Here is a 25,198-nt window from a genome sequence, read left to right as displayed (position 1 = left end):
TTCGTCACGCCTTCGCTTCATAGCTTGAACTTCTATCATAATATGAACGGCCCGATTGGGAAATGGTAATTATCTTATTATCCCTTCACATGAACGATATGATTGTCACCCGACAGCGCGTTCCGCGTATTGCCGTACCAATTTTTCGCGACGAAATCGAGTCCGCCTTGATCGGAAATACGCCCCGCTCCGCCCATATGCGCCCCCAGATTGGCATCCAGCACGACCTCTTCCTCGAAGGATAAGCCGCCCCGATTGCGGAAATAGACCCAGCGAGGGCGCCTTACGATACCGCTGTCCTCCTGCCACACTTCCATCTCGGCAGCGAAGAGGTTAGGCAATCCTCCCGGATTCTCTACCAGCTGCAAGGTATGGATCGAGCCCCATTCCCGTTCACGGTCTACGAGAACCTGCGTTGTCCACGTCGAGCCGTTATCAGTCGAATGCAAAATCAAGATTCGCGCGTTGGCCAACAATTCCGATTCGCTGAGAATAACCGTAACGGACCCGTCTCCGGCAAAATCGCCCACGACGATTCGCGTCTCATGGTCGATGCCGAATGAATCAAGCTGAGCGAAAGGACGGAATTCCCACGACGTTCCGTCGCCTGCAGCATTGGCGTAATAGCCCGTACCGGTTACGATATCGCACACCCCGTTTCCGGTAATGTCGTACAGCGCCGTGCCGTCGCCATCCTGATGCTCCGTAACGGGCGACTCGATCCACGGCTCCCGCGGATCGCCGTTTTGGGCATACCAGCAGATAAGTCCGCTTTTGCTGCGAACGACGATGTCCGCATTCCCCGCTGCCGAGACGCTTCCGACGACGACATCATGCGGATCGCGCCAGCCGCCGCCGATCACGTGCTTCTTCCATGGTCCCGAATCCGGATCGTCCGGCTGCTCGAACCAAACGGCATTGCCCGTATCCGAGTTTTTCCAGAAGTCGAACACCCATTCCGCGCACACGAGATCCAGCTTGCCGTTGCCCGTCAAGTCCACCGCGGCCATGCCGACATGAACGGCCGTATCGTTCGAGACGAACCTTTTCTCCCATTCCGCGCCATTCCAATGGAACCACAGCACGTTTTGGATCCGCTTATCGTACGTAAGAAGGCCGCTTAAATAATCAGGCTTGTACAGGCTTCCGGCATCCTGCAAATTGCAAAGCAAACCGCCTGTGTACACGTGCTCCGAAGAGCTTCTTTCGATCAAAGCGTATCGATTGTTCGTCGAGATGGATGCCATTGCCTCTTCACGCTCCCAGCAAAGTATAAACCAACTGCTTCAACTCCCATCATCCCAAATTTCCCGACATGCGCCTACTGCTTTTTTACGCCATCGCCGGCATTCAGGGCAGTTATTGCGGAAGAATTCAACCGACGCGATTAGAGAAATAGCGCAACGAACATCCCATTAACAGTCGATGTTAATTTAGTTGACATAAACCTACGTCGATTTTATAATGACGCTATAAGTTAATCGAACGATTTAACTTAATAATTAAATCTAGTGACGGGGTGGATGGGATGAAACGATCGTATGCGATGAGATCCTTCAGAACACAGGTTACCGCGGTGTCAGCTTTATTGGTTTTCGCTGCAATCTTGAGCGGCTGCGGCAAAGAAAGCGGCGGTTCCAAGACGCTCGTCAAGCAAACCGTCGTCACGAACTGGTTCGCCGAACCGGAGCATGGCGGACTGTATGCCGCCTTGGAGAAAGGCTTTTATACGGACAGCGGCCTGGATATGACCATCGAGCCTGGAGGACCGCAGGTTTCGTCCATCCAGCAGGTTGCCGCAGGCAAAGCGGATTTCGGCATGGCCCAAGGCGACGAGCTGCTTGTCGCCCGCAAGGAAGGCATCCCGGTCGTAGGCATATTCGCCGACTTCCAGAAGGATCCGCAGGCGATCATGGTTCACGGCGAGGAGCCGTTGCAGAGCTTCGCCGATCTAAACGGGCGGACGGTGTACACCGCGCAGGGAGCCATGTACTGGGAGTATCTGAAGAAGGCGTACAAGCTGGACAACGTCAAAGAAATGGCTTTTACCGGCAATTACACCGGATTCTTGAGCGATAAGCTCGCCGGCATTCAGAGCTACGTGACCTCCGATCCTTATATTTTCAAAACCCAGAACGTCGATGTGAAGTTTCTTTCCATATCGGACTCCGGATACCAGCCCTATGCGAATGTATTGTTCACGACGGAAGCGATGATCAAAGAAAAGCCCGAACTCGTGAAAGCTTTCGTCAAAGCCACGGCGCAAGGCTGGGATTATTACAAGACCCACTACGAAGAGATCAACCCGGCGATCAATAAGATCAACCCTGAAATCTCCCTCGACAGCATGAAAGCTACCGCGGAGAACGAAATGGACCTCATCTTCTCCGGGGATGCCGCCAAATCCGGCGTAGGCACGATGACCGAGGAACGCTGGACGGCCCTGGCCAAGCAGCTGGTAGAGATCGGCATCATCCCGAACGCCGACCAAGTGAAACACGTCTTCACGACCTCATTTCTCCCCTAACCGCTTCTCCTGAAGTTAATTTCATCCATCTTATTCATAAGGACGTGACAACCATGGATACCGCATTAGCAGCGCAATGGCTCCCTGTCGCTTTCTCCAAAGATCTTCGCGAGGATCCGGTCAGCGCGGTCGTGCTTGGCGAACGGGTCGTCGTCTTCCGCACCTCCGAAGGCGTCCGTGCCTTGAAGGACCTGTGCATTCATCGCGGCGCGGCGCTGTCGCAAGGCAAAATGATCGGCGACGAAATTATGTGCCCCTACCACGGCTGGCGCTACGACGGCTCGGGCAAATGCACGCTGATTCCGCAACAGCCCGCATCCCGCAAAATTCCGCTCAAGGCCTGCGCCGAGCCCTACGGGTGCACGGAAGCCTACGGACTCGTCTGGGTCCGGTTGGACGGGAACGATCCCTCATCCCTCCCGCCATTTCCGGAATATGCGGATCCCGATTTCAAAACCTTCTTCTGCGGACCGTATGAGGTAAAAGCTTCGATGCCGCGCGTCGTGGAGAACTTCCTCGACGTCGGACACCTCGCCTTCCTGCACGAAGGCTCGCTTGGCGACCCGGCCCATGCCGAAATTTCGGATTACGGCGTACGGCAGGTCGAAGATACGATCGTGACCGACGTCATTTCGATCTTCCAGCCCGATCCGGACGGCCGCGGCATGTCCTTCCTGACCGACTACGTTTACGAAATTCTGAAGCCTTCCGTCGTCCGTTTCAAGAAATCGGGCAAAGCTTCCGAGGAACTGTTCTCGATGATGCTGGCCGTATTGCCTACGGGACCGGTCACTTCCGTCGCTTTCATCTGCGGATCGCTGAACTACAACAAGCAGACGACGAACGATGAATTCGCCGAACGGCAGACCCGGATTTTCCAAGAGGACCTGTCCGTGCTCGAGAACCAGCGCCCGGAGCTGCTGCCGCTCGATCTGACCGAGGAACTGCATCTGACTGCCGACCGTCTGAGCATCGCTTACCGGAGGTACCTCAAGGAACAGGAAATCGCCATGGGCACGGCGTAGCCTTTGCTTCGGCAGCCGCAGCGATTGACACGTTTTGCCATGGAACGGTATAGTCGCCTTATTCGATCAACGTCCGTCTGGGAGTGCAAACGATGAGAAATCGCGAGAAGGATACGAAAGACCCGGTGTCCGTCCAGGACAGCATCCGGGAGGCCGCAGAAGCGGTATTTTGCCATAAAGGTTATGCCGGCACGAGAATCAGCGAAATCGCCGAACGGGCGAAAGCCAATCAAGCCCTCGTCCACTATTATTACGAGAACAAGGAGAAGCTCTATCAGGCCGTGCTCGCGCCGCTCGTCGAGAAGTGGAAACAGCATCTGCTGCACACGCAATGGATCGGCGATCATCCCGAGCAGGTGCTGCGCCAGTTCATCTCCGCGCACTGCGAGTATCACTTCCGTCACCCCAGCCTGTATAAGCTCGCGAGATGGGAGGAACTCGAGGGAAAGGATTTGTTCGCCACCCCTTTCTTCAATTCCGATGTCGCCGAGAAAGTCGCCGCGTTAAGCGTCTGGCAGCGCAACGGCGAGTTATCCCCGGCCATTAATGCGAACACGCTGCTCTATCTGATATGGAGCATGATTCAGCGGTTTTTCGATAAGCAAGCATCCGAGCTCAGGACGATGCTGAGAAGCGATGGCGGGGAGCAGGAGCTGCAGCTTGAAGTGGCGGAACAGATCGCGGAGCTTGTCCTGCATGGGGTTCTGGGGCGTAGTAGTGGCGAAGAAGGGACCGCGAGCCTCTCTCCGCCTGCGGAGCCCGCGAGGTATGCGAGGCATGCGAAGCCAATCACCTTATGGTGCTGCTCCGATTGGGGTCCTGAACAGGAGGATTTGGCGTCGTCCATCCGGCATCAGCTATCGAATGACGCGCAATTGCGATTGATCCAATCGTCCTTTCATGAGGCAAACGGAGAATCCGTTCGTGCCATTGCCGGCGCAGGCGCAGGAGCGCAGGGAATCGTGCTGCTCGTTCACACCGACTACGGGGAAATGTCCGGCTGGCTGAGCCAACTCATCCAGGAATGGACGATCAATCCCGCCTCCATTGCCGGCATGTGCGGCGGCGTATGGGTCAATGGACCATCTCCTGTCTCGCGATCGCTGCAAACGATCGTCGAGGAGCACTTCAACCGGCTAGGCGGTTATGCGTTACCGCGCACGAGCGGGCAAACAGCGCAAGAATATTTCAAACGATTCCATAAACTGCTTAACGCTATGGTGTAATGCGCTCGCCATACCATACCCGATTACGCAAGAAAGCCCGCCGAGATCGTCTCGGCGGGCTTTCTTATTATAACTAGCTGCTAGCGTGCAAGCACAGCAGAAGATCGCTCGAAGCAGTCGTCATGCGATGCCTTCAGCCGTCTCTTCATCGAGGCCCGTCTGCGCTTCGCGGATCGCCTGCCACTGCTCCCGGCTTGCGCGGATCATCGCGGCATCCGTAATTTTCTTATCGTTCACGACGCGGGAGAACCAGCGAACGGCCATGCGCGGGTCCCCGACGCGGCGGTACAGCTCGCCGATCAGATACATCAATTTGGCATTGTTCAGCGATACGCCTTCGGTCTCGAACACCCCGATGTAAGCGTCGAGTGCGTAACGGAGAAACCGCTGTTCCTGATCCCCGTTTCCCTTGGAGCGGTACAACCAAGCGATATGATGAAGAAGCCCCGCGGTAACCCGATCCTTCTCGCCGATGATACTCGCGCAGAGCAAGCCGAGCTTACAGCATGCAAGCGCCTGCTCTCTTGTCCGGGTGCCGCCGTAATCCCGGTGAATCCAGCGCGAGCCGATCTGATCGTAATAAGCTTTCTTTTGGGCATCCGTCAAGCGCGAAGCACCGTTCTCCGTCGAGGAGAAGCCGCAATCCGGACAGACCCAAACGATGTAATAATCCGGGTTGATGTCATTGGCATACAAAGCGCGAAAATCGGAATCCCGATTGGACGCTTTCTTGAAGCTTGGGCGGACGCGCGATGTTTGATAGGAACGCTCACAGCAAATGCATGTTTTGGTTGTCGCGTACAGAGGTTCCATCTCATCACGTCTCCAGGTCGGTTAAGGTTGATTAATAAAATGATGCGCGGGACCCGAAAGCCGCTCCACCATCAGCTCCTGCAGCTCGATCGGCAGATCGGTCTCGGCCAGCGCCGCGCGCATGCAGCTCAGCCAAGCTTCGGCGCGCTCAGGCGTAATCGGGAAGGGCATATGGCGTGCCCGCATCATGGGGTGGCCGTGTTGGTCGGAATACAGGGACGGTCCGCCGAAAAATTGCGATAGAAATAACGTTTGTCTCTCCATGACAGGATCGATATCGGCCGGAAACAGCGGCCCGATCAATGGATTCTTCAGCACCTTAGGATAAAAGGCCTGGACGATTTTCCTGATCCCTTCGACTCCTCCAACTGCTTCATAAATAGTGCTATAGTTATTCATCGTCTTCTTCCTCTCCATTTTTTAGGTCTTTGGAATTAGTTGTTAAAACTTTTTTCCGCGAAACCGATCACATCAAAACGTCAAAAAAATGCCCTCTCTCAGGAGGGCATTACGGAAATCGTATAGTGTTGCGACTAAGGCACCAGGACTAACGCTCGTAATCCTCTTCTCCGGGAGCCACAAGCGACTCGCGAATGACGTAAACGAAGGCACATACAAAAATGCCAGCAATTATACTCATCGTCATCACCCCAAGCGTTTGATTGACTTAATCCGATTGTACCATAACCGGGATTAAAAAGACATTACCTTTTGCAAGCGTTTTCTAAATTAATTTCCGGCATAAATTCGGCTTTTTCCACCGATGCGGGACGTGGACAGGTGATGATTGCGCCTGCTTGGACATATAGCAGTAATAGTCCGATTTTCACTTGTCCAATAGGAGGGAATCCCCTTTGCATATCGTTCGTTTTCTGTTTCGACCGGCCATCATTCCCGCATGGTCTGCCGCCGTGCTCGTCCTGCTGCTTGCAGCTTTTCCCGCCCCGGCGCTCGAAGCCTCCCTTCGCGGCCTGTCGATATGGTGGGAAGTGCTGTTCCCGGCCCTGTTTCCGTTCTTCGTGATCTCCGAGCTCCTGCTCGGCTTCGGTATCGTCCACTTCTTCGGCAAAATCCTTGACCCGCTTATGCGGCCATTGTTCCGCATTCCCGGCATCGGCGGCTTCGTCGTGACAATGGGCTATGCATCCGGCTATCCCGTCGGGGCACGTCTGACCGCGCAGCTGTGGGAGCAGAAGCTGATCAACCGCGCCGAGGGCGAACGGCTCGTCGCCTTCACGACGACATCGGATCCGATCTTCTTGATCGGCGCGGTGTCGGTCGGTTTCTTCCACAGCGTCGCGCTGGCGCCAGTCCTTGCTGCCGCCCACTATGGCGGCGGGCTGATCATCGGCCTCCTCATGCGCTTCCATGACCGCCATGCTCCTGCCAGCAGCGAGCAGAAGGCGAGGCGCGCACCCGGCGCCCGGCGGAAAAGCCGGATTGCCGAAGCCTTGCAAGCCATGCATACGGCCCGGCTGATGGATGGCCGACCGCTGGGCAAGCTGCTGCAGGACGCGGTTCAAGCCGCGCTGCGCCTGATGATCGTCGTCGGCGGTCTCGTCGTCGTCTTCTCCGTCATTATGGAGCTGCTGCGGCAGACGGGCAGCATCGAGGTGCTTGCCGGGGCTGTGCGCCTGGCGCTCGGGCTGGCAGGCATGCCGACCGCCCTGGCGGATGCCGTCGTGAGCGGCATCTTCGAGGTGACGCTCGGCGCGCGCTCCGCCGGCTCCGCAACCGGCAGCGGCCTCATGAATCAGGCCGCGATCGCCGCGTTCGTGCTGTCTTGGGCAGGTCTATCGGTTCATGCCCAGGTCGCCAGCCTGCTAAGCCGAACGGACCTGCGCTACAAGCCTTTCTTCATCTCCCGCCTCCTGCATGGCTGTATCGCCGCCGTGCTCGTCTACTTGTTTTGGGGATGGCTCGGTCCCGTCGCGTAACGTTGTATTCAGCCCCGTTTTCAGCTATGATGCAAGGAGAATCTGGCTGATTTCCAAATGAAAGGTCCGCTGGCGTTGCAACAAGCATCGGCACGACCCACGCGGATATCGGCTGTGCGGAAGGGGCTACTACCTTTGAACTATGTCGTTATTGACAGAGGCGACAAGCTGTCGAAGCAGCTTGCCGCCCAATTTCATATTCTTGCGGCGGAGCGCGGACTTGTTCGCAACGACGAACAGCCTGAGATCGTCATTTCCATCGGCGGTGACGGAACGCTGCTGCAAGCTTTCCATTCCCATGCTGACCGCGTCGAGGATATTGCTTTCGTCGGCGTCCATACCGGCCATCTCGGCTTCTTCGCCGACTGGAAGGCCGATGAGCTGGAGGAGCTGGTCCGCATGATGGCGGAGGACGAGCCGAAGATCGTGCGCTATCCGCTTGCGGAAATCGTGCTCGATACGTCCGAAGGCTTGTCCGCTTACATCGCGGTCAACGAATTCACGCTTAAAGGCGTGGACAATACGCTTGTCGCCCAGATCGACATCAACGACGAGCTGTTCGAGATGTTCCGGGGCGACGGCATCGTCGTATCGACGCCGTCCGGCAGCACCGCGTACAACAAAAGCTTGGGCGGCGCGGTTATCCATCCGTCCATCGACTGCCTGCAGATTGCCGAGATCGCATCCATCAACAATCGCGTATATCGGACGCTAGGCTCCTCGGTCGTCCTGCCGCAGCATCACCACTGCGACATTATTTCGCGCAAGGATCAGCGGCTTCAGCTGACCTTCGACCATTTGAACATCACGAGGTCTGATATCCGTTCCATCCGGTGCAGCGTCTCCGCGCGCAAAATCAGCTTTGCCCGTTATCGCCCATTCCCGTTCTGGAACCGGGTGCGCGAGGCGTTCCTCGGCTACGAAGTCAAATAGATGAACCGTTATCGCGCATTCTACCGGCTCGTCCAGCCTTACCGCTGGCTTGTCGCGCTAACGCTGATTATCGGTGCCGTGAAGTTCGCGATTCCGCTCACGCTGCCGCTCTTCATCAAATACGTCGTGGACGACGTGCTGCTTTCGAGCCTGCCCGCCGCCGACAAAACGGCCAAGCTGTTCAAGGCCATCGGACTGGCCTTCCTGATCTTCGTCGTGCTGCGCTACCCCATCGAATATTATCGGCAGTATTTCGCCCAATACACGACGAGCCGCGTGCTGTACGACCTGCGAAACAAGCTGTACGTCCATCTGCAGCAGCTGTCGCTGCGTTTCTATCAGAACCGCAAGTCCGGCGAGATCATCTCCCGAATGATGAACGACGCCGAACAGACCAAGTCGCTCGTGGAAACCGGCCTTATGAACATTTGGCTGGATATGTTCACGCTCGTCATCGCGCTCATCATCATGTTCAACATGAACGTGGCGCTGACGTTCGTCGCCATTGCGATTCTGCCCTTCTACGGCTACGCGGTGAAGAGGCTGTACAAGCGGCTTCGCGGGTATTCCCGGTCGCGTTCGCAAGCGATGGCCGACATGCAAGGCTACCTGAACGAGCATGTGAACGGCATTCCCGTCGTCAAGAGCTTCACGTTGGAGCGCTATGAAGAGGAGCAGTTCGGCGCGCGCAACCGAACGTTTCTCGCTCGCGCTTTCGCCTTGACGCGCTGGAATGCGCTGACGCAATCCATAATCAATACGTTGACGGAGATAGCCCCGCTTCTGGTGCTCGGCTGCGGAGGCTATCTTGTCGTGCAAAATACGTTGACCCTCGGCGAATTCGTTGCGTTCTATGGTTACCTGGATCGGCTCTATGCGCCGCTTCGGAGGCTCGTCAATGCTTCGACCGAGCTTACCCAAGCCTCGGCTTCCTTGGATCGCGTCATGGAGCTGTTGGACGAAAAGCCGGAAATCAAAGATTCGCCCGATGCGGCCGTCCTCCCGTCGGTTCGCGGCGATATCGTCTTCGAGCATGTTTCGTTCCGCTATCACGACGAATCGGAATGGGTGCTGCGGGACATCAGCCTAACGATCCCGCACGGCCATACCGCCGCGCTCGTCGGCATGAGCGGCGGAGGCAAGTCATCGATGGTCAGCCTGCTCGCCCGCTTCTACGACGCGCAGGAAGGCCGTATCACGGTCGACGGACAGCCCATCGATCAACTGACGCAGCAAAGCCTGCGCTCCCATATCGGCATGGTGCTGCAGGACAACATCTTGTTCAGCGGCTCCGTCCGCGAGAATATTTTGCTCGGCAATCCCGAGGCAGCGGACGAGGCGATGATGGAGGCGGCCAAGAAAGCCAACGCCCATGACTTTATCTTATCTTTACCCAAAGGCTATGACACCGAAATCGGCGAACGGGGCGTGAAGCTGTCCGGCGGACAGAAGCAGCGCATCGCCATTGCCCGCGTCTTCCTGAAGGATCCCGCCATTCTCGTGCTCGACGAAGCGACGTCGGCGTTGGATCTGGAGTCGGAGCGCGCCATCCAGGAGTCGCTCGCGGAGCTCGCGCGCAACCGGACGACGCTCGTCGTCGCCCATCGCCTGTCGACGATCACGCATGCGAATCCGATCGTCGTCATCGAGCACGGGGAGATCGTGGAGCAGGGCTCCCACGAAGAGCTGATGCTACTAGGCGGCGCTTATGCGCGGTTGTATAACGTGCAATATCTATAGACTTGTGCCGATCATTCATTAAAACAAACGCCGGTTCATCCTTAGGGATGAACCGGCGTTTTCCATTCGTTTGGTGCGTTTGTTCGTTTTGTTCGTTTTGTTCGTTTTGTTCGTTTTATTCGTTTTGTTGTTTTGTACTCTTTGCTCGTTTGGCTCAGCTTTGCTTAGGTGCAGCGTCCTTGCTGCGGTTCTGCTGCTGATGCTGCTGGCGCGGTTGATTGTTCGAGTTCGGCTCGGAAGCCGCCGCAACCGGCGCTTTCTGATTGAAATGCCGCTGCTTGCTGCGGCCGCGATCCGAGCGCTCTGGACGCTCCCCGCGCTGTTCGCCGCGATCATTGCGCTGCTCGCCGCGGTCCTGACGTTCCGGACGATCTCCGCGCTGCTCGGCACGATCGTTGTTGCGTTCCCCGCGATTTTGGCGTTCGGGCCGTTCGCCACCGCGCTCTCCGCGTTCGCTCCGTTCAGGACGATCGCCGCCGCGTTCCTGCTGCTGGCCGCGTCCCCCTTGCTGCCCTTGGCGGGTGCCGTGGTCGCGATCCTTGCCGGATGGCTTGCGCTGATGATTGTCGCGCGGAGCGCCTTCGCGTTCCTTATCGGTTTCCTTCGTCGTTTCCTTGCGGCTGTTGCGCTGCTGCTCGCGGCGCAGATCGCGTTCATGCCGCGGCATGAATTTCACATGCTGATTCTCGGACACCGGCGCATCGGCTGCTTTCGCGGCCGCGATCGTACGAGAAGCCGTCAATAACGCTTCCTCCGCCGTATCCGGCACCTCGATAACCTCGTATTCGCCGGTGTTCTCGCCGCCCTCGCCGTCTTCGCCCTGCTTCACGCCGCCCGGCTGTTTCTCGAGAACGAAATAAGCGCATCCGAAATTGCAATATTCGTTAATGTAATCCGCAATCGTGGAAATCACGGATTCCCGCGTCGCCTTCGGATGCGTATCGCGAAAGAACCCTTTTAGCCGCAGCTGATTGTATCCCCAGTCTCCGACTACGTAATCATAGCGTTCCAGCACGTCGCTGTACCGTTCGCGGAATGCCTCTAGATTCCAACCGTTTCTGTTTTCGTGGATTAATGCGTAGGCTCTGCCGCTAATTTGGATCAAGGCTCCTTCTCACTCCTTAAAAGTTTTGCGATCACGGTTTGATGACGGTTATCCGGCAAAAAATGAGCAAAACTACTTCGTAAGCATAAACAAAGTTTTGCGATCACGGTTTGCTGCCGGATATCCGGCAAAAATGAGCAAAACTACTTCGTAAGCCTAAGCTCACAGGGATGCGCTTTGGGCTTCCTCCGCCGATTTGACCTGCTCATGCGCATGGTAGGAGCTGCGTACGAGCGGTGCGGATTCCACGTGGCTGAAGCCGCGCTTCAAGCCTTCTTCCTTCAGCTTCGCAAACTCATCGGGATGCACGTAGCGTGCGATCGGCATATGGTTCGGCGTCGGCTGCAAATATTGACCGAGTGTCAAAATGTTGCAATCCACGGCGCGCAAGTCGTCCATCGCCTGCAAAATCTCATCCCATTCCTCGCCGACTCCGAGCATGATGCTGGACTTCGTCGGAATTTCGGGCTGCATTTCCTTCGCCCGTTTCAGCAGCTCCATGGAACGCGGATACTTCGCTTTCGCGCGCACCCGGTCCGAGAGCCTTGCGACGGTCTCTATATTATGGTTCAAAATATCGGGTTTCGCGTCCATGACCGCCTGAAGCGCTTCCCAGTTCCCCATGAAATCGGGGATGAGCACTTCCACGCTGCACAGGGGCAGCTTGCGGCGAACGGCCTTGATCGTCTCGACGAAAATGCTTGCGCCGCCGTCCTTCAAATCATCGCGAGCCACGGAAGTGATAACGCAATGACGCAGGCCCATCTGCTCCGCGGCTTCCGCCACGCGCTCCGGTTCCTGGAGATCCAGCTCCGTCGGCAGTCCAGTCTTTACGGCGCAGAAGCGGCATGCCCGCGTGCAAATGTCGCCGAGAATCATGAACGTCGCCGTGCGGTTCGCCCAGCATTCGTAAATGTTCGGGCAGCGCGCTTCTTCGCAAACCGTATGCAGCGTCTTGGAACGCATCATATCTTTCAGTTCGGCATAATTGCCGCCCGTCGTTAATTTTATTCGCAGCCAATCCGGCTTGGGTTGTTTCTCTTTGGTCTTCATTGTACGCAGTACCTGCTTTCCTTCTTCACTCTGCGTCTTATTATAGCATGTTTCGGATAAAAACCAATGATTTGCAAACCATAACAGCAGAGCAGCGCCGCATAAGCTGCATCCCTATCTGATCGATCGACCGGCCAGAAGAGGTCCTTCCGGATCCTTCCAAATCGAACGGCCGGCGGTCTTCCTTGGAGGCTGAACCATGTGAAATCATATGCCTTCCGCCTCATGGCGGTACTTCCGCTCGCGCTGATGCTGCTGCTGCAGTCCATGCCGGATCGGGCGGGCGCATCGGCCCCGAACCAAAAGCCGACCCAAGACAAGCTTTATGCCGAACGTAGAATCCTGTATGACGAAATCAGCGTCGTGACCGGCATTCCCTGGTACCGGCTGGCCGCGATCGACCAGTACGAGCGAACGATAACGAAGGCGCGCCCCAAAACCCGTTCCCAACTGGGGCAGTATATCAGCGTCTTCGTCACGGAATCGGACTGGGCCGGAGAGCTGAATCCCGACAGCACCGATCAATTCCCGCTTTCCATCCATTGGTTCAGGGGCCTGGGAGAAGACGGCGACGGCGACGGACTCGCCAAACGCACGGATGATACAGACTTGCTGTACGCGATGGCGAACCATGTCATGCAGTTCGGTACCGAAGAGGATGATTTTGCCATCGGTCTCTGGCAGTATTATCACAATACGCGGGCCGTGCAGCGTGTCCGCCAGTTCGCCCGGCTCTATGAAGCGTACGGCAGACTGAACCTGTTTGAGCATGCGTTCCCCGTGCCGATCGGGACCAACTACTCCTATAAAGGCACATGGGGCACGCGCCGCAGCTGGGGCGGGTACCGCATTCATGAAGGCACGGATATTTTCGCCAATCATGGCGTTCCCGTTCGGAGCACCTGCTTCGGCATTATTGAGGTGAAGGGCTGGAACCCCTACGGCGGCTGGAGGTTAGGCATCCGCGATCTCAATAATTACTATCATTACTATGCGCATCTGAGCGGCTATGACAAGACATTGGACGTAGGCTCCATCGTAAAGCCGGGCCAAGTGGTCGGCTGGGTGGGCAGCTCGGGATACGGACGCCCGGGCACGCAGGGCAAATTCCCGCCTCACCTGCATTACGGCATCTACCGCGATCGCGGGCTGGTGGAGTGGTCCTTCGATCCGTACCCAAGCTTGAGGCAATGGGAGAGCGAAGAAAGACGCCGCTTGCGCAGGCGATAAGGATCGTACTTACGGGCGTACGCAAGTGGTAGGACAAGTAATGTTAAAGTGTTGAAAACCGAATCCGGATTAAACACGAAGAGCGCTTCGTCGGATCAGCCGATAAGCGCTCTTTTCATTATTCCCTCAACATCAAGAATCGTCTTCCGAACGGTTGGCTGGCGTGCCGTCAGAGAATCCGCTGTTGTCCTCCGGCGCTTCGTCTCCGCCCGTTCCGCTCTGCGAGCCGGATGCGGCGTTCTTGCCTGTCTCTCCGGGAATCGCGATGCTAGGCGCATTCGGCGCGGAATCGCCGACGGGGTTGCCGTTGTTATCGTAATAATACGTCGGCACGTCGCCAACGACGAGCAGATAAGAGATCGGGATCTCGGTTTCCACCAGCTCCGGCTTCGTATCGAACGGAATGATAATGGAGACTTCCGCTACGATATGCATGTACACTTCCACCAGAATCATGTTGATGCCGGCATCCTTCTGACGGGTATTCAGGTCCACTTTGACGGCGCCGATCGGTTCGAATTTGACCGGGATACGGGGGCCGAACGAAGCGATGATGGCACTGCCGAGCGCTTGGCCGAGCGGAATTCTCTCCGGAATGTCGCCCATCTTATCGAGCGTCGCTTGAACGGTATCGATCGTTTCCGACGTGATGCGCATATGCTCCGAGTAATTCAGCATGAAGCCGGATATTTTGCCGTCGGCATTCGTTTTCCATTCGATGAGCTTGTCGGCGCTTGTCTTCTCCGCCACCTGCTTCGTGATCGACTTGTTGATCGCCTGCGTCGCCACCTGCTTCACGCGTACCTGCGCGACGGTCATGAGCGGCTTCTGCAAATTGCGCTCAATGAAGATGAACGTCTGGAAGAAGAAGAGCACGAACAGCAGCGACAGAAAAATAAGGAGCCTGCGCCGGTTCGGTTTCCTGCCGCTCTTGCCGCCGGAGCGGCGGCGGACGCCTCCGCTTCTCCAGCCTCGTCTGCCCCACCTGCGCATGTGGCGGCCCCCTTCCCTGCCTTTGTCCGCTTTCCCCTTCCAAGCTTATGCGGGACAGGGACAAAAAAGAAGGAGGCTACGGACGAGAAAGCAATCCCGCGCCGATGCAGGCGGCCGCCGACAGCTTGCGCACCCCGATGCCGAATCGGATCTCGATCGTTTCGCGGCTCGCCGCGATAAATTCGCCTGCGCCGAAAGCGGAATGGAGCAGCGCATCGCCGGGCTTCAGCCCTTCGAAGCTCTTCAGCGCGTTCGGGCTTCGCTCGGACGGCTGCTCGCCGGGCTTTCCTTCGGTAACGGTCACGCCGGAGCTTGCGGGGCCGCGCGCATTCCGCTTCGCGGACGGCACGGCCGGCTTGCCTGCCGCCGTACGTCTTCCGTCCGCTCCCGTGTTCCAGGCTGCCTCCGGCCTGCGCAAGGGCGACGTTGTCTGCAGCCCCGCTTGCTCCTGCGGCGGAGACTGCAGCTGCCGAACCGCCGCCATGAACTGCGATTCTTTCGCTTCCTCGCCGTCGCGGCGATTGTAGCTGAGCAGCGTCAGCTCGCGTTTGGCACGCGTCATGCCGACGTAGAACAGCCGCACCGCTTCCTCCATCAGCGGAGAAACGTCGCCGTCTACTTTCTTCATATCCTCGCTTGAGGGAATGATCCCATCGATCAGATCGATCATGAACACGCGCTCGAATTCGAGTCCTTTCGCGCTGTGAAGCGTGGAGAAGGTAACGGCTTCCGCGTTCTTGTTCTTCTTCGAGGCCTTCATCGCGGCTTCCAGGTACTTCAGCCGGTTCGCGAAATCCTCCAGGGTCTCGAGCCCGTCCGCGATATCCTCGAGCGTGTTCAGAATGCCGACCAGATACTCCTTGCGAAACCCGAGCCGCTCGCACATCCGGTCGATCGCCCGCTCGTAACCGAGCTTGAACCGAATCAGGCGGATGGCGGCACGCGGGTCCATGATCCGCATGGATTGAAACAGCTCCTTGCATTCCAGGAGCTGCTTCGGCTGATAGTCCTGCAGCGGCACGTGCGCGATCAGATTGTCGAAGACCGAGTCTCCATTATCGATGGCGCCGAGCGCGGCCATTTGCACCTTGGAGATATAACCGGACATCTTCGTATGAATCTTCTCGAGCAGATCGGGACGCTTATCCGTATACGCCATTCGCATGAAGCCGAGCACGTCCTCGAGCACCCAGTGAGAGAAGAAGCGATTATCTCCGTCCTTCATGTAGAACGGGATGCCCCGGCGGTCGAATTCGTTCATCAGCATGATCGACGAGGCATTATTGCGGTACAGCACGGCCGTTTCGCTTAGCGATTCCGACTTCTCGACGCCTGCCGCCACATACTTGGCCTGCCCTTTGTAATCATCCAGCTGCTTCAAATAAATCGGCCGGTTGCCCGGATTGCGCGTGAACATATTTTTGTCGTACCGGTTCTCGTTGCGCTTGATAAACTTGTTCGCAATGTCCACGATGTTGCGCGAGGAGCGGTAATTTTGTTCCATTTTCAGCACGGCAGCTTCGGGAAACACGCTGCGGAAATCCAGCAAATATTGCGGCTCCGCGGCGCGCCACGTGTAGATGCTCTGGTCGTCGTCCGCCACGACGCACAGGCAGCCATGCCGCCTCGCCAGCTTCTCGATGATGGCATGCTGCACGAGCGACGTATCCTGGCTTTCGTCCGTCAGGACGTAATCGAAGCGGTTCTGGTATTTCCACAGCAGCTCGCTGCTCTTCTCCAGCGCTTCGTTGGCCAATACAAGCATATCGTCGTAGTCGACCAGCACTTTACCCGCGAATGAGCGCTTGAATGCCTCATACTCCTTCGCCACGAGCGCGGCTTCCGGTACATCGCATTTCACTTCCGGCCATTCCCGCTCGGGAATGAGCTTGTTCTTGACGTAGCTGATGTAGGTCGTCAGCTCCTCCATCTGGTCCTCGGTCAGGTTCTCGCTCCGCACCTTGCGATACAGATCCCGAAGGATCAGCTTCTTGTGCAGCGGCAGCTCGTCCTCCTCCGTCTGCTCCACTTCGCCCTCGATGATTTGAAACGAGACGCGCGAACGCCGCAGATGCTCCCGCATTACCTCGAACGCGAAGCTGTGGATCGTCGAGAATTGGACGCCGCCATCCGGATGATCGGGGAAAAACCGGCTGTACCGATCCTTCATGTCCTGCGCCGATGCGCGGCTGAACGTCACCGCTTTGATCCGCGACGGATGGACGCCTTTCACCTCAATCAAATAACCGATGCGCATGATGATCGTCGTCGTCTTGCCCGAGCCCGGCGATGCGAGCAGCAGCAATGCGCCTTCCGTCTGCAGCACCGCCTTCTTCTGTACCTCGTTCAATGCTACGCCGAGCTCCTCCTGCTTGCGTGCGAAAAAGTCCTTGCCTGCGCCCGTCATCCCCATCTACCTTCCGTCCGCGAGACGCAAACATCCCTCTCCGGCTCTGGAGAGGGATGTCGTCGATCCGCCGTTTTCTGTACGTTAAGTATCGCAATAAGGAGCGGTTCGGCGCAAGGGTTAATTTTTCAGTTTGACCGGCTGCGTGCCGACATGCCTCATCTTGGCGACCGCCCATAACAGAAGCGGCAGCCCGAACACATGGATCGGCAGAATGTAAGGAATCGCGATCTTCTGCGGGAACAGGACGGAGCTCTCGATGAAATCGCGCGGAACGAGCGCGATGCCCAAGGCGACGGGCGCCGTAACCCAAGCCATTCGCCGCCAATTGCGCACCTTCATCCATTGGGCCGTCCCGTACGTGCAGACGAATAAATACAGCGAGACTTTGATGAAGACGCTGACGATCCAGATGGCGATCACGAGCGAATCGAGATTTTGAACGAAATCGAAGTACGAGGTGTTGCGGATCAGATTGAAATACGGATAGGTGATATTGCTGCCCTGTCCCTCGCCCATGACCGCGATCGTCAGAAACGTGGCCGCGCAGGTCAAGAAACCGGATACGCCGACGCCGAGCATCACGAACTTCGATCCCCTTTTCGGCTCCGCGACGAAGGCGTACACCATCCACATGATGACGCAATCGCCGAGAAACGTCAGGGTCGGCAGCGATCCCTTCATGATCTCCATGAGTCCTGAATCCACGTAGATGGGCAGCACGTCGTTGATCTTTGCATCATCGATCATCAGCAGCAGCGGGACGAAGATGCCAAGCAGAATGAAAGGGCCGAACACTTCCGCGCATCTCGCCAGTACCTCGATTCCGGACACGGTAACGTAAACGGCCACGAGAAGCATGGTGACGAGCGGGACGAGCAAGGGCGTTTTCGGCAGAATCGTCGACAAGACAAACTCCGAATACTGCCTCAGAATCATCCCGAGAACGACGTACCAGAACAAAAAATAGAGCGCGATCACCACGTTGCCCACCCATTTGCCGACGATCGACGAGGCGAATTCAACCAAGGTTTTGCCGGGAAATCGCTCGTTGACCTTGGCATGCACATAGGCGGAGAACACGCCGAGCAGGCCGGCGACCACCGTCGATATCCAAGCATCGCGCCCGGCAATCATGACCGCAGGGTTAATGGTAAGCAGAATCGTCATGCCCGCTTGCATGACCGCCATGAGGCAAAACAGCTGCTTGCGGCCGATCCGCATCTCTTTCATGAGCCCACCTTACCGCTGTGAATCAGCTTCTGCCCCAGCCGCTCGAACAGCGCATCCATTACTTCGGACGGACCCGGCAGATGGGGGTAGAACATCAGCAGAATCGCCAGAAGCCAGCCGGCTGCGAGCAGCGAGAAATGCACCATTTTTTCTTTCGGCTGCGCTTGGAGCATCCATTTCCACTGGACGGCCACGATAACGAGACTGATCGTCAGCAAGCTCGGAATGGCATAATCCGTCATCGTTGTTCCTCCCCGTCCTTCTCTCTCGTCTGCACGTTGGACAAGCCCGGGCGCAGCAAACGGGAATTCGGGATCACCGAAACCTCGACCTCGGGAAAAATGTCCTCCCACTGCGACTGATAGCGATGCCATGTCTTCGGATAGGCACGGTGGAATGCCCCGGCAAAATCGAACACGTCCGCCTTCATTCCCTTCTGCACGATCCGGAGCGCAAGATTCACGCGGTCGATCATATCTTTATCCATGGCTTTCTGAACGCTCCGGACGGCCGCTTGGCTGGTCATCAGATTCGCGCTCGATGCGTTCTGCAGGGCGTCGGTATCCATCTGAAGCCGGACCGTCATGCTCCATTTGCCGTTCTTGATATGAGGCTGCAGCTTCGTCTTGCTGCGCAGTATCTTGGCGGAGACCGTTCCTTCCGCTCCTTCGGGCTTCACCGTGACGACGGCATCCTTGATTTCGTTGCGCAGCCACAGAACGCCCCTTGTCGTCGCTTCGTCGACGACGCCGACCATCTTGTCTCCCTTGAATACCGCGGTCCCGTTTGTATAATTCGCGGTGCTGTCGGGATTTGCTTTCGTTCGCGGCAGGTTTTGCTTGATCCAAGGCAGCGCCGCGGATCCCGTCTCGTCCGCGAGCATCTTGGCCAGCTCCGTCATGGTCACGCTCATGGACGTTTTCGCTTTGGCGATCTCCCTGAGCGCTTCCGATGAGTCCCGTTCCAGCACGGCCTGCATTTCGAGCACCTTCATCGCTTTGCCGGCGCAGACGTAAATATAAGCCCGCTCTCTTGGCTGTGGCGCGCGCATCAGATAGTCCACGTCGTCCCGAATGCCATGCTTGGCTTCGGACGCGCCGAAAATAATGACTTCGGAGTGCCCCCAAAACAGCTTGCGCGGGAGCCGTTCCTGCAAATGCGACAGCGCATCGGCGATGTTCTCGCCCACCGCGGAATGAACGAACGTGCTGGAGGCGCCGACGCCGCCCTTGGGACCCATCTCCATGCTGCTGCCCCCTCCCCCTCCGCCGGACGCGCGGGGAATGAAGATTTGCACGGCAAGCTGGATGTGCTTATCATCGTAACGGTCGATGGCCGCTCCCGTTATCAATCCCAAGTCATTGATCTCCGTCCGATCCCAACAGCCGGACAATAGCGCAGCGCCGGCGACGACCGCGGTCAAGAGAACGAGACGGCCCATATTCATCATGCTCATGATGCCCGCGCCCCCCTTGCCATGGCAATGAACAGCATCAGAACCGGAATCAGCACCTGCGTCAGCAGCGAGAGTATCGGAACGCTGGTGCCCAGCAGGTTCCGCAGGTCCTCGAAGTCGGACGCGCACCAGATGCTGAAGAGGATCATCAGGAGACCGATCGGCGCGATCAGCACGCGATAATCCTTCAGTCGCAGCAGTTGAGCGGTACCGAGCGAGGCGGCGTAATACACGACTACGATTTTGATGAAAATCGCGACAAGCCAAGCAGCCATCAACAGCGATTCAATATGTTCAATGAAGTCTGACAAGGACACGTAGCGCACCGCAATGAGAAACGGATAATTGAAGCCTTTATTGGCATCGCCGAAGATGTAAAGCACGGCCAGATTGATGCTCAGCATCGTAATCAAGACGGAAGCCAAGCTGATCAGCATCCATTTGATCGCGGAGATGCTTTTGTGCACCAGATAGGGCAGGAAAATCGAGACGATAAAAAACTGCGAATACCAAGAAGACAATACGATCGAGGACCGCAGGACCGGCAGCGGTCCGTATTCCATGACGGGGAACATTTCCTTCAGATGCATGTCCGGTACCATGATGATCAGCATGAAAATAATAATGACCAGCGCCGCCGGGATAAGCAGCTGCGACGCTCTGACCCACACTTCGACGCCTTGATGCAGGGCGTAAGCGCACACGATCATCAAACTGGAAATGACAAACACCATCGGCGTTTGCAACAGGAAGGTCGTAGCAATAAACTCGCCGTATTCCCGGATGACGATGCCGTTCGTGAACAGGAACGAGAACAAGTAAAAGGCTGCCAGCAAACGCCCGACAACCGGCCCTAGGATGAGCTCGCAGTATTCGATAAATGTTTTCCCCTGATACCGATCATGCAGCTTGAACACAACGACGATAATGATGAGACCGATCACGGAAGAAACGATCGGAACGATCCACATGTCGCGGCCGGCGGTGTTCATCGTGATGTTCGGCACTGCAAGCGAAGCTGTGGCTAGAATGGTCGGGTGCATGAAGATAGCCAGCTGCAAGGGCGATATACGGCCTTTTTCGATCATGAGGACTCATTCCCCTTTGGCGGTTCTGGTTTCGAATTCGGCGCTTGGCGGATGGGATTAGGTGATTTCCCGGTTAGATTCGGCCGCTTGCGCTGCGTCCATATCGGCGGACGGGACAGCACGTCTTTCATCTCCGAACCGTTCATCGGCGCGATCGGCTGCAAGTACGGAACGCCGAAGGAGCGCAGCGAGCACAAGTGGATGACGATGACGATAATACCCAGCATGAGCCCCAGCAAGCCCAGCATGCCGGAGAGAAACATGATGGGAAAGCGCAGCATCCGGATGGCGATCCCGCTGCTGTACTGCGGAATCATGAAGGACGCGATCCCTGTGATGGCGACGACCATGACCATCGGTGCGGATACGAGGCCCGCGGACGTTGCGGCCTGACCGATGACCAACGCGCCGACGATGCTGACGGCTGCGCCGACCTGTTTGGGCAGGCGCACGCCGGCTTCGCGCAGCGCCTCGAAGGACAATTCCATCAGAAGCGCCTCCACGAGCGCCGGAAACGGGATATCTTCTCTGGACTTTGCAATGCTGAGCAGCAGCGAGGTCGGCACCATCTCCTGATGGAACGTCAGAATCGAGACATACAACGAAGGCAGAATCAGCGTCATGATAAAAAATAGATAGCGGAGCCAGCGAATCAGCGTGCCTATATAGAAACGCTGATAGTAATCCTCCGGCGATTGCAGCATGGAAAACAGCGTCGCCGGCGCGATGAGGACGAACGGCGTGCCGTCGACAAGGATGGCAATCCTGCCTTCGAGCAGGCTGGCGCTGACGACGTCGGGCCTCTCCGACACTTGCATTTGGGGGAAGGGCGAGAACGGGCTGTCCTCGATCAACCCCTCTACATAACCGCTCTCTAGGATGCCGTCGATGTCGATGCCGGAGATTCGTTCCTGCGCTTCAGCCACCAAGGATTCATTGGCGATGCCCTCGAGGTAGACAAGATTTACTTCCGTACGGGTTTGGCGGCCTAGACGAAAGGGCAGCATTTTGAGTGCCGGCGTCTTGATTTTGCGGCGCAGCATGGAGCGATTGATGCTGATCGTCTCCGTGAATCCCTCGCGCGGACCTCGCACGACGGATTCCGCGGACGGTTCCTCGATCGACCGCTTCTCCCATTTGGCCAGCCCCATGGCGAAGCATAGCGTCAGTCCGTCCACGAACAACTGGATGCAGCCGCTGCCTATATGCGAGACGGCATCATCGATCGTATCCACGGCCATCAAATTGGATACGGAGAGTGCCTCCCCAAGCACGCGCAAGGCATTGTCGTCATCAAGCGGAGCGTCTTCTTGCCGGAGCGCTCGAATGATATGCTGGTCCAGCACTTCCACGTTGACCAAGCCGTCGATGAACACGAGAAAAGCATCCGTCGCTCCCCCGAGCTTTATCTCCCGAAAGAGGACGTCGTCGCACTTCGCATAAATGCCGGTCAACCGTTTATAATTATCAGCCAGTTCGGGAGAAACGGCCTGCGGGGAATCGTCGGTGTTCATGGGCAGTCTCCTTGTCGGTATTCCTTCTTAATTTTTCCATAATGTGCGTTCTGTAAACACCTTCCGACAATTGTCCGTCAAAGTGCGACACGGCAGACAAGCCAAAAAGCCGCATCCTCCCGGCGAGAAATCATCCGGTTAGATGCAGCTTTAATTGCTGCTTCGTATATGCTTATTCGTCCATTCAATATAGCTGGTGATGGTGACAGCTAGTGACAGCCAATTGCGCCTATGGCAGTCCAAGGAACTATAAGGAAATCTAAGGAAATTTAAGGAAATCTAAGGCAGCCGATAAACTGCGAATGGGTCCCCGTGGCGGAAAGGCTCGCTTGCCGCGTCCAGCTCGGCCTGCAGCTCGGGCGTCAGTGCAATCGAGAGGCTGCTCAAGTTATCCTCCACCTGACCGGGGTTCGTCGCACCCGCGATCACCGTAGCTACCCCAGGCCGCGCCATCAACCAGGCCAGCGCCAGCGCGCCGGGCTGGCAGCCATGCGCGTTTGCGATGTCGGCCACCCTTTGGCCAAGCGCCAGCTCGCGATCTCCCATGAACCGATTGAAATTCGGGTCCGTTTCGGCTCTTGATCCTTTCGGCGCGGCGCCGGACGGGGTAGACGCGTATTTCCCGCTCAGGATGCCGCCGGCCAGCGGGAAGTATGGAATAATACCGACTTCCTGATCCAGGCAGGCCGGGACGAGCTCGCGCTCCGGCGTACGATCGGCCAGCGAATAGCTGACCTGCGTGGAAACGTAACGGCTGAACCCTTCAAGCGCGCTGATGCCCAGCGCCTTCGTCAGCTCCCAGGCCGCATAGTTAGACGCGCCAATATAGCGTACCTTGCCGGAGCGGATGAAGTCGTCCAGCGTGCGAAGCGTTTCTTCGAGCGGCGTATACGGATCGAAAGTATGGATTTGGTACAGATCGACATAATCGGTTTGGAGCCGCGTCAGGCTCTCCTCCAATTCGCGCTGCAGGTGATACCTGGATGAGCCGCTGCCGTTAGGTCCTTCCCTGCGAGGCAGTCCCGCTTTCGTCGCCAGCACGACGCCGTCGCGTTTTCCCTTCAACGCATGTCCGATGATCGTTTCGGATTCCGTGCCCGCATAGATGTTGGCCGTGTCAATGAAATTGATTCCGCTATCCAAGGCGCTGTCGATGATAGCAGTCGATGCTGCGCGGTCAGCGCGTTTGCCGAACGCGTTCGTGCCTAATCCGAGCACCGATACGGCGAGCCCGCTCCTTCCAAGACGGCGATAGTCCATGGTCGATCTCTCCTGTCCGTGTGTGAATGTACGTTCTCTCCTGACAAGATTAGTATCCCGCCAAGCCCTGAATCATGTCAAATCGCGCCAATCGGAAATTATGATGGGAATTACCCGCGAATTTTGATACAATAATTGAAAATTTGTTGAAGGGGATCGTTATGGACTATATCAGCACACGAGGGAAAATCGCACCTGTCGGCTTTATCGACGCTGTCCTGATGGGACTGGCGGACGACGGCGGACTGATCGTTCCGAATCACATCCCGCAATTATCCGAAGCTACGCTGGGCGCCTGGCAGCAGCTCTCTTATCCGGAGCTTGCCTTGGAGCTGTTCTCGCTCTTTGTCGATGGCGAGATCCCCCGCGAAGAGCTCAAGCAGCTGGTCGACGAAAGCTACGGCACTTTCCGCGATGACGAAGTGACGCCCGTACGGCGCGTGAACAACAGCCTGCATATCCTGGAGCTGTTCCATGGTCCAACGTTCGCGTTCAAAGACATCGCCTTGCAATTTCTCGGCAACCTCTACGGTTATATTTCGAAGAAACGCAATTCGACCATTCATATCCTCGGCGCGACCTCAGGCGATACCGGCGCTTCCGCGATCGAAGGCGTGCGCGGCAAAGAAGGCATTCGCATCTGCATCCTGCATCCGCACGGAAAAGTAAGCAAAGTGCAGGAGCTGCAAATGACCACGGTCGACGACGCTAATGTGCTGAACCTGGCCGTCGACGGCAACTTCGACGATTGCCAGCGCATAATCAAGGAGCTGTTCGCGGACGTCTCCTTCAAGCAGCAGTACCACCTGCGTGCGATCAATTCCATCAACATCGCGCGGATCCTCGCGCAGACGGTTTACTATTTCTACGCTTACTTCCAGCTGGCCAAGCAGGGCCAAGGCGAGAAGGTCAATTTCAGCGTGCCGACAGGCAACTTCGGCGATATCTTCGCGGGTTACTTGGCCAAGCGCATGGGTCTGCCGATTCACAAGCTCATTCTGGCGACGAACGAGAACAACATCTTGGAGCGCTTCGTAACGGCAGGCGTCTACCAGCCGGGCGAATTCCGCGGCACGCACAGCCCGTCCATGGATATCCAGGTCGCCAGCAATTTCGAGCGCTACTTGTATTACTTGAACGGCGAAGACGCAAGCACGATCTCCGGGCTGATGGACAGCTTCAAGCGTGATGGCCAAATCGTCGTCTCCGGCGCTGCCCTCGAGCAGGTGCAAGCCGACTTCGCTGCATACGCCGTGAAGAACGACGAATGCTTGAGCGAGATCAGCAGCTGCTATAAGGAGTACGGTTATCTGCTCGACCCGCATACGGCATGCGGCGTGGCAGCGGCTCACCGCTTCACGGCAGACGATGAAGTGACCGTCGCCTTGTCGACGGCACATCCGGCCAAGTTCGACGAAGCGATCCGCCTCATCGACATCAAACAAACGGCGCCGGCCCAAATCCAGGCGCTGTCCAACAAGCCGCAGTTCCAGACACGCGTCATCGGTACGAACGAAGCGGTATCGGAGCAGCTGGTGCGCTTCTTCTAGAAGAATGTTTGATGCACGATGAGCAGCATCACGTCATGCACAGCTCCCGCATGGACTTCAGAATCCAAGCGGCAAGATGAGAGAGTCGATAAGTCCAATGGACTTTTC

21 protein-coding genes are annotated in these 25,198 nt (G+C 57.0%); 8 read left to right on the top strand and 13 right to left on the bottom strand.

Annotated features, from left to right (window positions below):
* Nucleotides 1-77 precede the first annotated feature (77 nt).
* Nucleotides 78-1,247 carry a hypothetical protein gene (locus AC0YNU_RS15770; RefSeq protein WP_475758134.1) on the bottom strand — a complete coding sequence of 390 codons (1,170 nt, stop codon included), beginning with the start codon at nt 1,245-1,247 and terminating at the stop codon, nt 78-80.
* Nucleotides 1,248-1,588: 341 nt separating this feature from the next.
* Between AC0YNU_RS15770 and AC0YNU_RS15765 the strand changes: the two genes are divergently transcribed.
* The 3 genes from AC0YNU_RS15765 (at nt 1,589) to AC0YNU_RS15755 (ending at nt 4,778) form a co-directional block, all read left to right on the top strand.
* On the top strand, nt 1,589-2,527 hold the full coding sequence (locus tag AC0YNU_RS15765; protein WP_475758132.1) for an ABC transporter substrate-binding protein: 939 nt from the start codon (nt 1,589-1,591) through the stop codon (nt 2,525-2,527).
* A 53-nt stretch (nt 2,528-2,580) separates the two neighbouring features.
* The gene (locus AC0YNU_RS15760) at nt 2,581-3,552 is read left to right on the top strand and encodes an aromatic ring-hydroxylating dioxygenase subunit alpha (RefSeq protein ID WP_475758130.1); all 972 of its coding nucleotides are present in this window, start codon (nt 2,581-2,583) and stop codon (nt 3,550-3,552) included.
* Nucleotides 3,553-3,644: 92 nt separating this feature from the next.
* Entirely contained in the window at nt 3,645-4,778 is a 1,134-nt protein-coding gene (locus AC0YNU_RS15755) for a TetR/AcrR family transcriptional regulator (RefSeq protein WP_475758128.1), read from the top strand.
* 120 nt (nt 4,779-4,898) lie between these two features.
* On the opposite strand, the gene AC0YNU_RS15750 is transcribed toward AC0YNU_RS15755, so the two are convergent.
* A complete protein-coding gene (locus AC0YNU_RS15750; protein ID WP_475758126.1) occupies nt 4,899-5,591 on the bottom strand; it encodes a DUF2225 domain-containing protein in 693 nt (230 codons plus the stop codon).
* Between the two features lie 21 nt (nt 5,592-5,612).
* Nucleotides 5,613-5,990, bottom strand: coding sequence for a globin domain-containing protein (locus AC0YNU_RS15745; protein WP_475758124.1), 378 nt, complete (start codon nt 5,988-5,990; stop codon nt 5,613-5,615).
* A 461-nt stretch (nt 5,991-6,451) separates the two neighbouring features.
* On the opposite strand from AC0YNU_RS15745, the gene ylbJ reads away from it, so the two are divergent.
* The 3 genes from ylbJ to AC0YNU_RS15730 all read left to right on the top strand — a co-directional run bounded on the left by ylbJ (nt 6,452) and on the right by AC0YNU_RS15730 (nt 10,201).
* Nucleotides 6,452-7,528, top strand: coding sequence for a sporulation integral membrane protein YlbJ (gene ylbJ, locus AC0YNU_RS15740; RefSeq protein ID WP_475758859.1), 1,077 nt, complete (start codon nt 6,452-6,454; stop codon nt 7,526-7,528).
* Nucleotides 7,529-7,663: 135 nt separating this feature from the next.
* Nucleotides 7,664-8,461, top strand: coding sequence for an NAD kinase (locus tag AC0YNU_RS15735; protein WP_475758122.1), 798 nt, complete (start codon nt 7,664-7,666; stop codon nt 8,459-8,461).
* Nucleotides 8,462-10,201 carry an ABC transporter ATP-binding protein gene (locus AC0YNU_RS15730; RefSeq protein ID WP_475758120.1) on the top strand — a complete coding sequence of 580 codons (1,740 nt, stop codon included), beginning with the start codon at nt 8,462-8,464 and terminating at the stop codon, nt 10,199-10,201. It begins immediately after the preceding gene.
* Between the two features lie 154 nt (nt 10,202-10,355).
* On the opposite strand, the gene AC0YNU_RS15725 is transcribed toward AC0YNU_RS15730, so the two are convergent.
* Nucleotides 10,356-11,306, bottom strand: a complete 951-nt coding sequence (locus AC0YNU_RS15725; RefSeq protein WP_475758118.1) for a YutD family protein — start codon at nt 11,304-11,306, stop codon at nt 10,356-10,358.
* Nucleotides 11,307-11,468: 162 nt separating this feature from the next.
* Entirely contained in the window at nt 11,469-12,449 is a 981-nt protein-coding gene (gene lipA, locus AC0YNU_RS15720; RefSeq protein ID WP_475758857.1) for a lipoyl synthase, read from the bottom strand.
* A 177-nt stretch (nt 12,450-12,626) separates the two neighbouring features.
* On the opposite strand from lipA, the gene AC0YNU_RS15715 reads away from it, so the two are divergent.
* Nucleotides 12,627-13,589: a M23 family metallopeptidase gene (locus AC0YNU_RS15715; RefSeq protein ID WP_475758855.1), complete on the top strand. Its 963-nt coding sequence runs from the start codon at nt 12,627-12,629 to the stop codon at nt 13,587-13,589.
* Nucleotides 13,590-13,721: 132 nt separating this feature from the next.
* Here AC0YNU_RS15715 and yunB read toward each other — a convergent pair whose 3' ends face one another.
* The 8 genes from yunB to AC0YNU_RS15675 all read right to left on the bottom strand — a co-directional run bounded on the left by yunB (nt 13,722) and on the right by AC0YNU_RS15675 (nt 23,540).
* Nucleotides 13,722-14,582 (bottom strand): sporulation protein YunB, encoded by an 861-nt coding sequence (gene yunB / locus AC0YNU_RS15710; protein WP_475758116.1) that lies wholly within the window; start codon nt 14,580-14,582, stop codon nt 13,722-13,724.
* A 76-nt stretch (nt 14,583-14,658) separates the two neighbouring features.
* Nucleotides 14,659-16,989 carry an ATP-dependent helicase gene (locus AC0YNU_RS15705; RefSeq protein WP_475758853.1) on the bottom strand — a complete coding sequence of 777 codons (2,331 nt, stop codon included), beginning with the start codon at nt 16,987-16,989 and terminating at the stop codon, nt 14,659-14,661.
* A 120-nt stretch (nt 16,990-17,109) separates the two neighbouring features.
* On the bottom strand, nt 17,110-18,222 hold the full coding sequence (locus AC0YNU_RS15700) for a GerAB/ArcD/ProY family transporter (RefSeq protein ID WP_475758113.1): 1,113 nt from the start codon (nt 18,220-18,222) through the stop codon (nt 17,110-17,112).
* Entirely contained in the window at nt 18,219-18,464 is a 246-nt protein-coding gene (locus tag AC0YNU_RS15695) for a hypothetical protein (protein WP_475758111.1), read from the bottom strand. The genes AC0YNU_RS15700 and AC0YNU_RS15695 overlap by 4 nt, the downstream gene beginning before the upstream one ends.
* Nucleotides 18,461-19,678 carry a Ger(x)C family spore germination protein gene (locus AC0YNU_RS15690; RefSeq protein ID WP_475758109.1) on the bottom strand — a complete coding sequence of 406 codons (1,218 nt, stop codon included), beginning with the start codon at nt 19,676-19,678 and terminating at the stop codon, nt 18,461-18,463. Before AC0YNU_RS15690 ends, AC0YNU_RS15695 begins: the two co-directional genes overlap by 4 nt.
* On the bottom strand, nt 19,675-20,766 hold the full coding sequence (locus tag AC0YNU_RS15685; RefSeq protein ID WP_475758107.1) for a GerAB/ArcD/ProY family transporter: 1,092 nt from the start codon (nt 20,764-20,766) through the stop codon (nt 19,675-19,677). Before AC0YNU_RS15685 ends, AC0YNU_RS15690 begins: the two co-directional genes overlap by 4 nt.
* A complete protein-coding gene (locus AC0YNU_RS15680) occupies nt 20,763-22,280 on the bottom strand; it encodes a spore germination protein (protein WP_475758105.1) in 1,518 nt (505 codons plus the stop codon). The genes AC0YNU_RS15685 and AC0YNU_RS15680 overlap by 4 nt, the downstream gene beginning before the upstream one ends.
* Nucleotides 22,281-22,559: 279 nt before the next feature.
* Complete coding sequence (locus tag AC0YNU_RS15675) at nt 22,560-23,540, bottom strand: aldo/keto reductase (RefSeq protein ID WP_475758103.1); 981 nt, start codon at nt 23,538-23,540, stop codon at nt 22,560-22,562.
* A 161-nt stretch (nt 23,541-23,701) separates the two neighbouring features.
* Between AC0YNU_RS15675 and thrC the strand changes: the two genes are divergently transcribed.
* Complete coding sequence (gene thrC / locus AC0YNU_RS15670; RefSeq protein ID WP_475758101.1) at nt 23,702-25,090, top strand: threonine synthase; 1,389 nt, start codon at nt 23,702-23,704, stop codon at nt 25,088-25,090.
* Nucleotides 25,091-25,198: the final 108 nt, after the last annotated feature.

The organism is Paenibacillus sp. J31P316 (assembly GCF_056269105.1).
The sequence above is the reverse complement of the archived record's forward strand: the minus strand, read 5'-3'. Positions and strand labels throughout refer to the sequence as shown.

Excerpts from the sequence above, each read along its gene's own strand:
- yunB (WP_475758116.1), bottom strand. The coding sequence starts at position 14,582 with ATGCGCAGGTGGGGCAGACGAGGCTGGAGAAGCGGAGGCGTCCGCCGC.
- AC0YNU_RS15690 (WP_475758109.1), bottom strand. The coding sequence starts at position 19,678 with ATGAGCATGATGAATATGGGCCGTCTCGTTCTCTTGACCGCGGTCGTC.
- AC0YNU_RS15745 (WP_475758124.1), bottom strand. The coding sequence starts at position 5,990 with ATGAATAACTATAGCACTATTTATGAAGCAGTTGGAGGAGTCGAAGGG.
- AC0YNU_RS15675 (WP_475758103.1), bottom strand. The coding sequence starts at position 23,540 with ATGGACTATCGCCGTCTTGGAAGGAGCGGGCTCGCCGTATCGGTGCTC.
- AC0YNU_RS15705 (WP_475758853.1), bottom strand. The coding sequence starts at position 16,989 with ATGACGGGCGCAGGCAAGGACTTTTTCGCACGCAAGCAGGAGGAGCTC.
- AC0YNU_RS15750 (WP_475758126.1), bottom strand. The coding sequence starts at position 5,591 with ATGGAACCTCTGTACGCGACAACCAAAACATGCATTTGCTGTGAGCGT.
- AC0YNU_RS15730 (WP_475758120.1), top strand. The coding sequence starts at position 8,462 with ATGAACCGTTATCGCGCATTCTACCGGCTCGTCCAGCCTTACCGCTGG.
- thrC (WP_475758101.1), top strand. The coding sequence starts at position 23,702 with ATGGACTATATCAGCACACGAGGGAAAATCGCACCTGTCGGCTTTATC.
- AC0YNU_RS15715 (WP_475758855.1), top strand. The coding sequence starts at position 12,627 with ATGCCGGATCGGGCGGGCGCATCGGCCCCGAACCAAAAGCCGACCCAA.
- AC0YNU_RS15700 (WP_475758113.1), bottom strand. The coding sequence starts at position 18,222 with ATGAAAGAGATGCGGATCGGCCGCAAGCAGCTGTTTTGCCTCATGGCG.
- AC0YNU_RS15755 (WP_475758128.1), top strand. The coding sequence starts at position 3,645 with ATGAGAAATCGCGAGAAGGATACGAAAGACCCGGTGTCCGTCCAGGAC.
- AC0YNU_RS15695 (WP_475758111.1), bottom strand. The coding sequence starts at position 18,464 with ATGACGGATTATGCCATTCCGAGCTTGCTGACGATCAGTCTCGTTATC.
- AC0YNU_RS15685 (WP_475758107.1), bottom strand. The coding sequence starts at position 20,766 with ATGATCGAAAAAGGCCGTATATCGCCCTTGCAGCTGGCTATCTTCATG.
- AC0YNU_RS15770 (WP_475758134.1), bottom strand. The coding sequence starts at position 1,247 with ATGGCATCCATCTCGACGAACAATCGATACGCTTTGATCGAAAGAAGC.
- AC0YNU_RS15760 (WP_475758130.1), top strand. The coding sequence starts at position 2,581 with ATGGATACCGCATTAGCAGCGCAATGGCTCCCTGTCGCTTTCTCCAAA.
- AC0YNU_RS15680 (WP_475758105.1), bottom strand. The coding sequence starts at position 22,280 with ATGAACACCGACGATTCCCCGCAGGCCGTTTCTCCCGAACTGGCTGAT.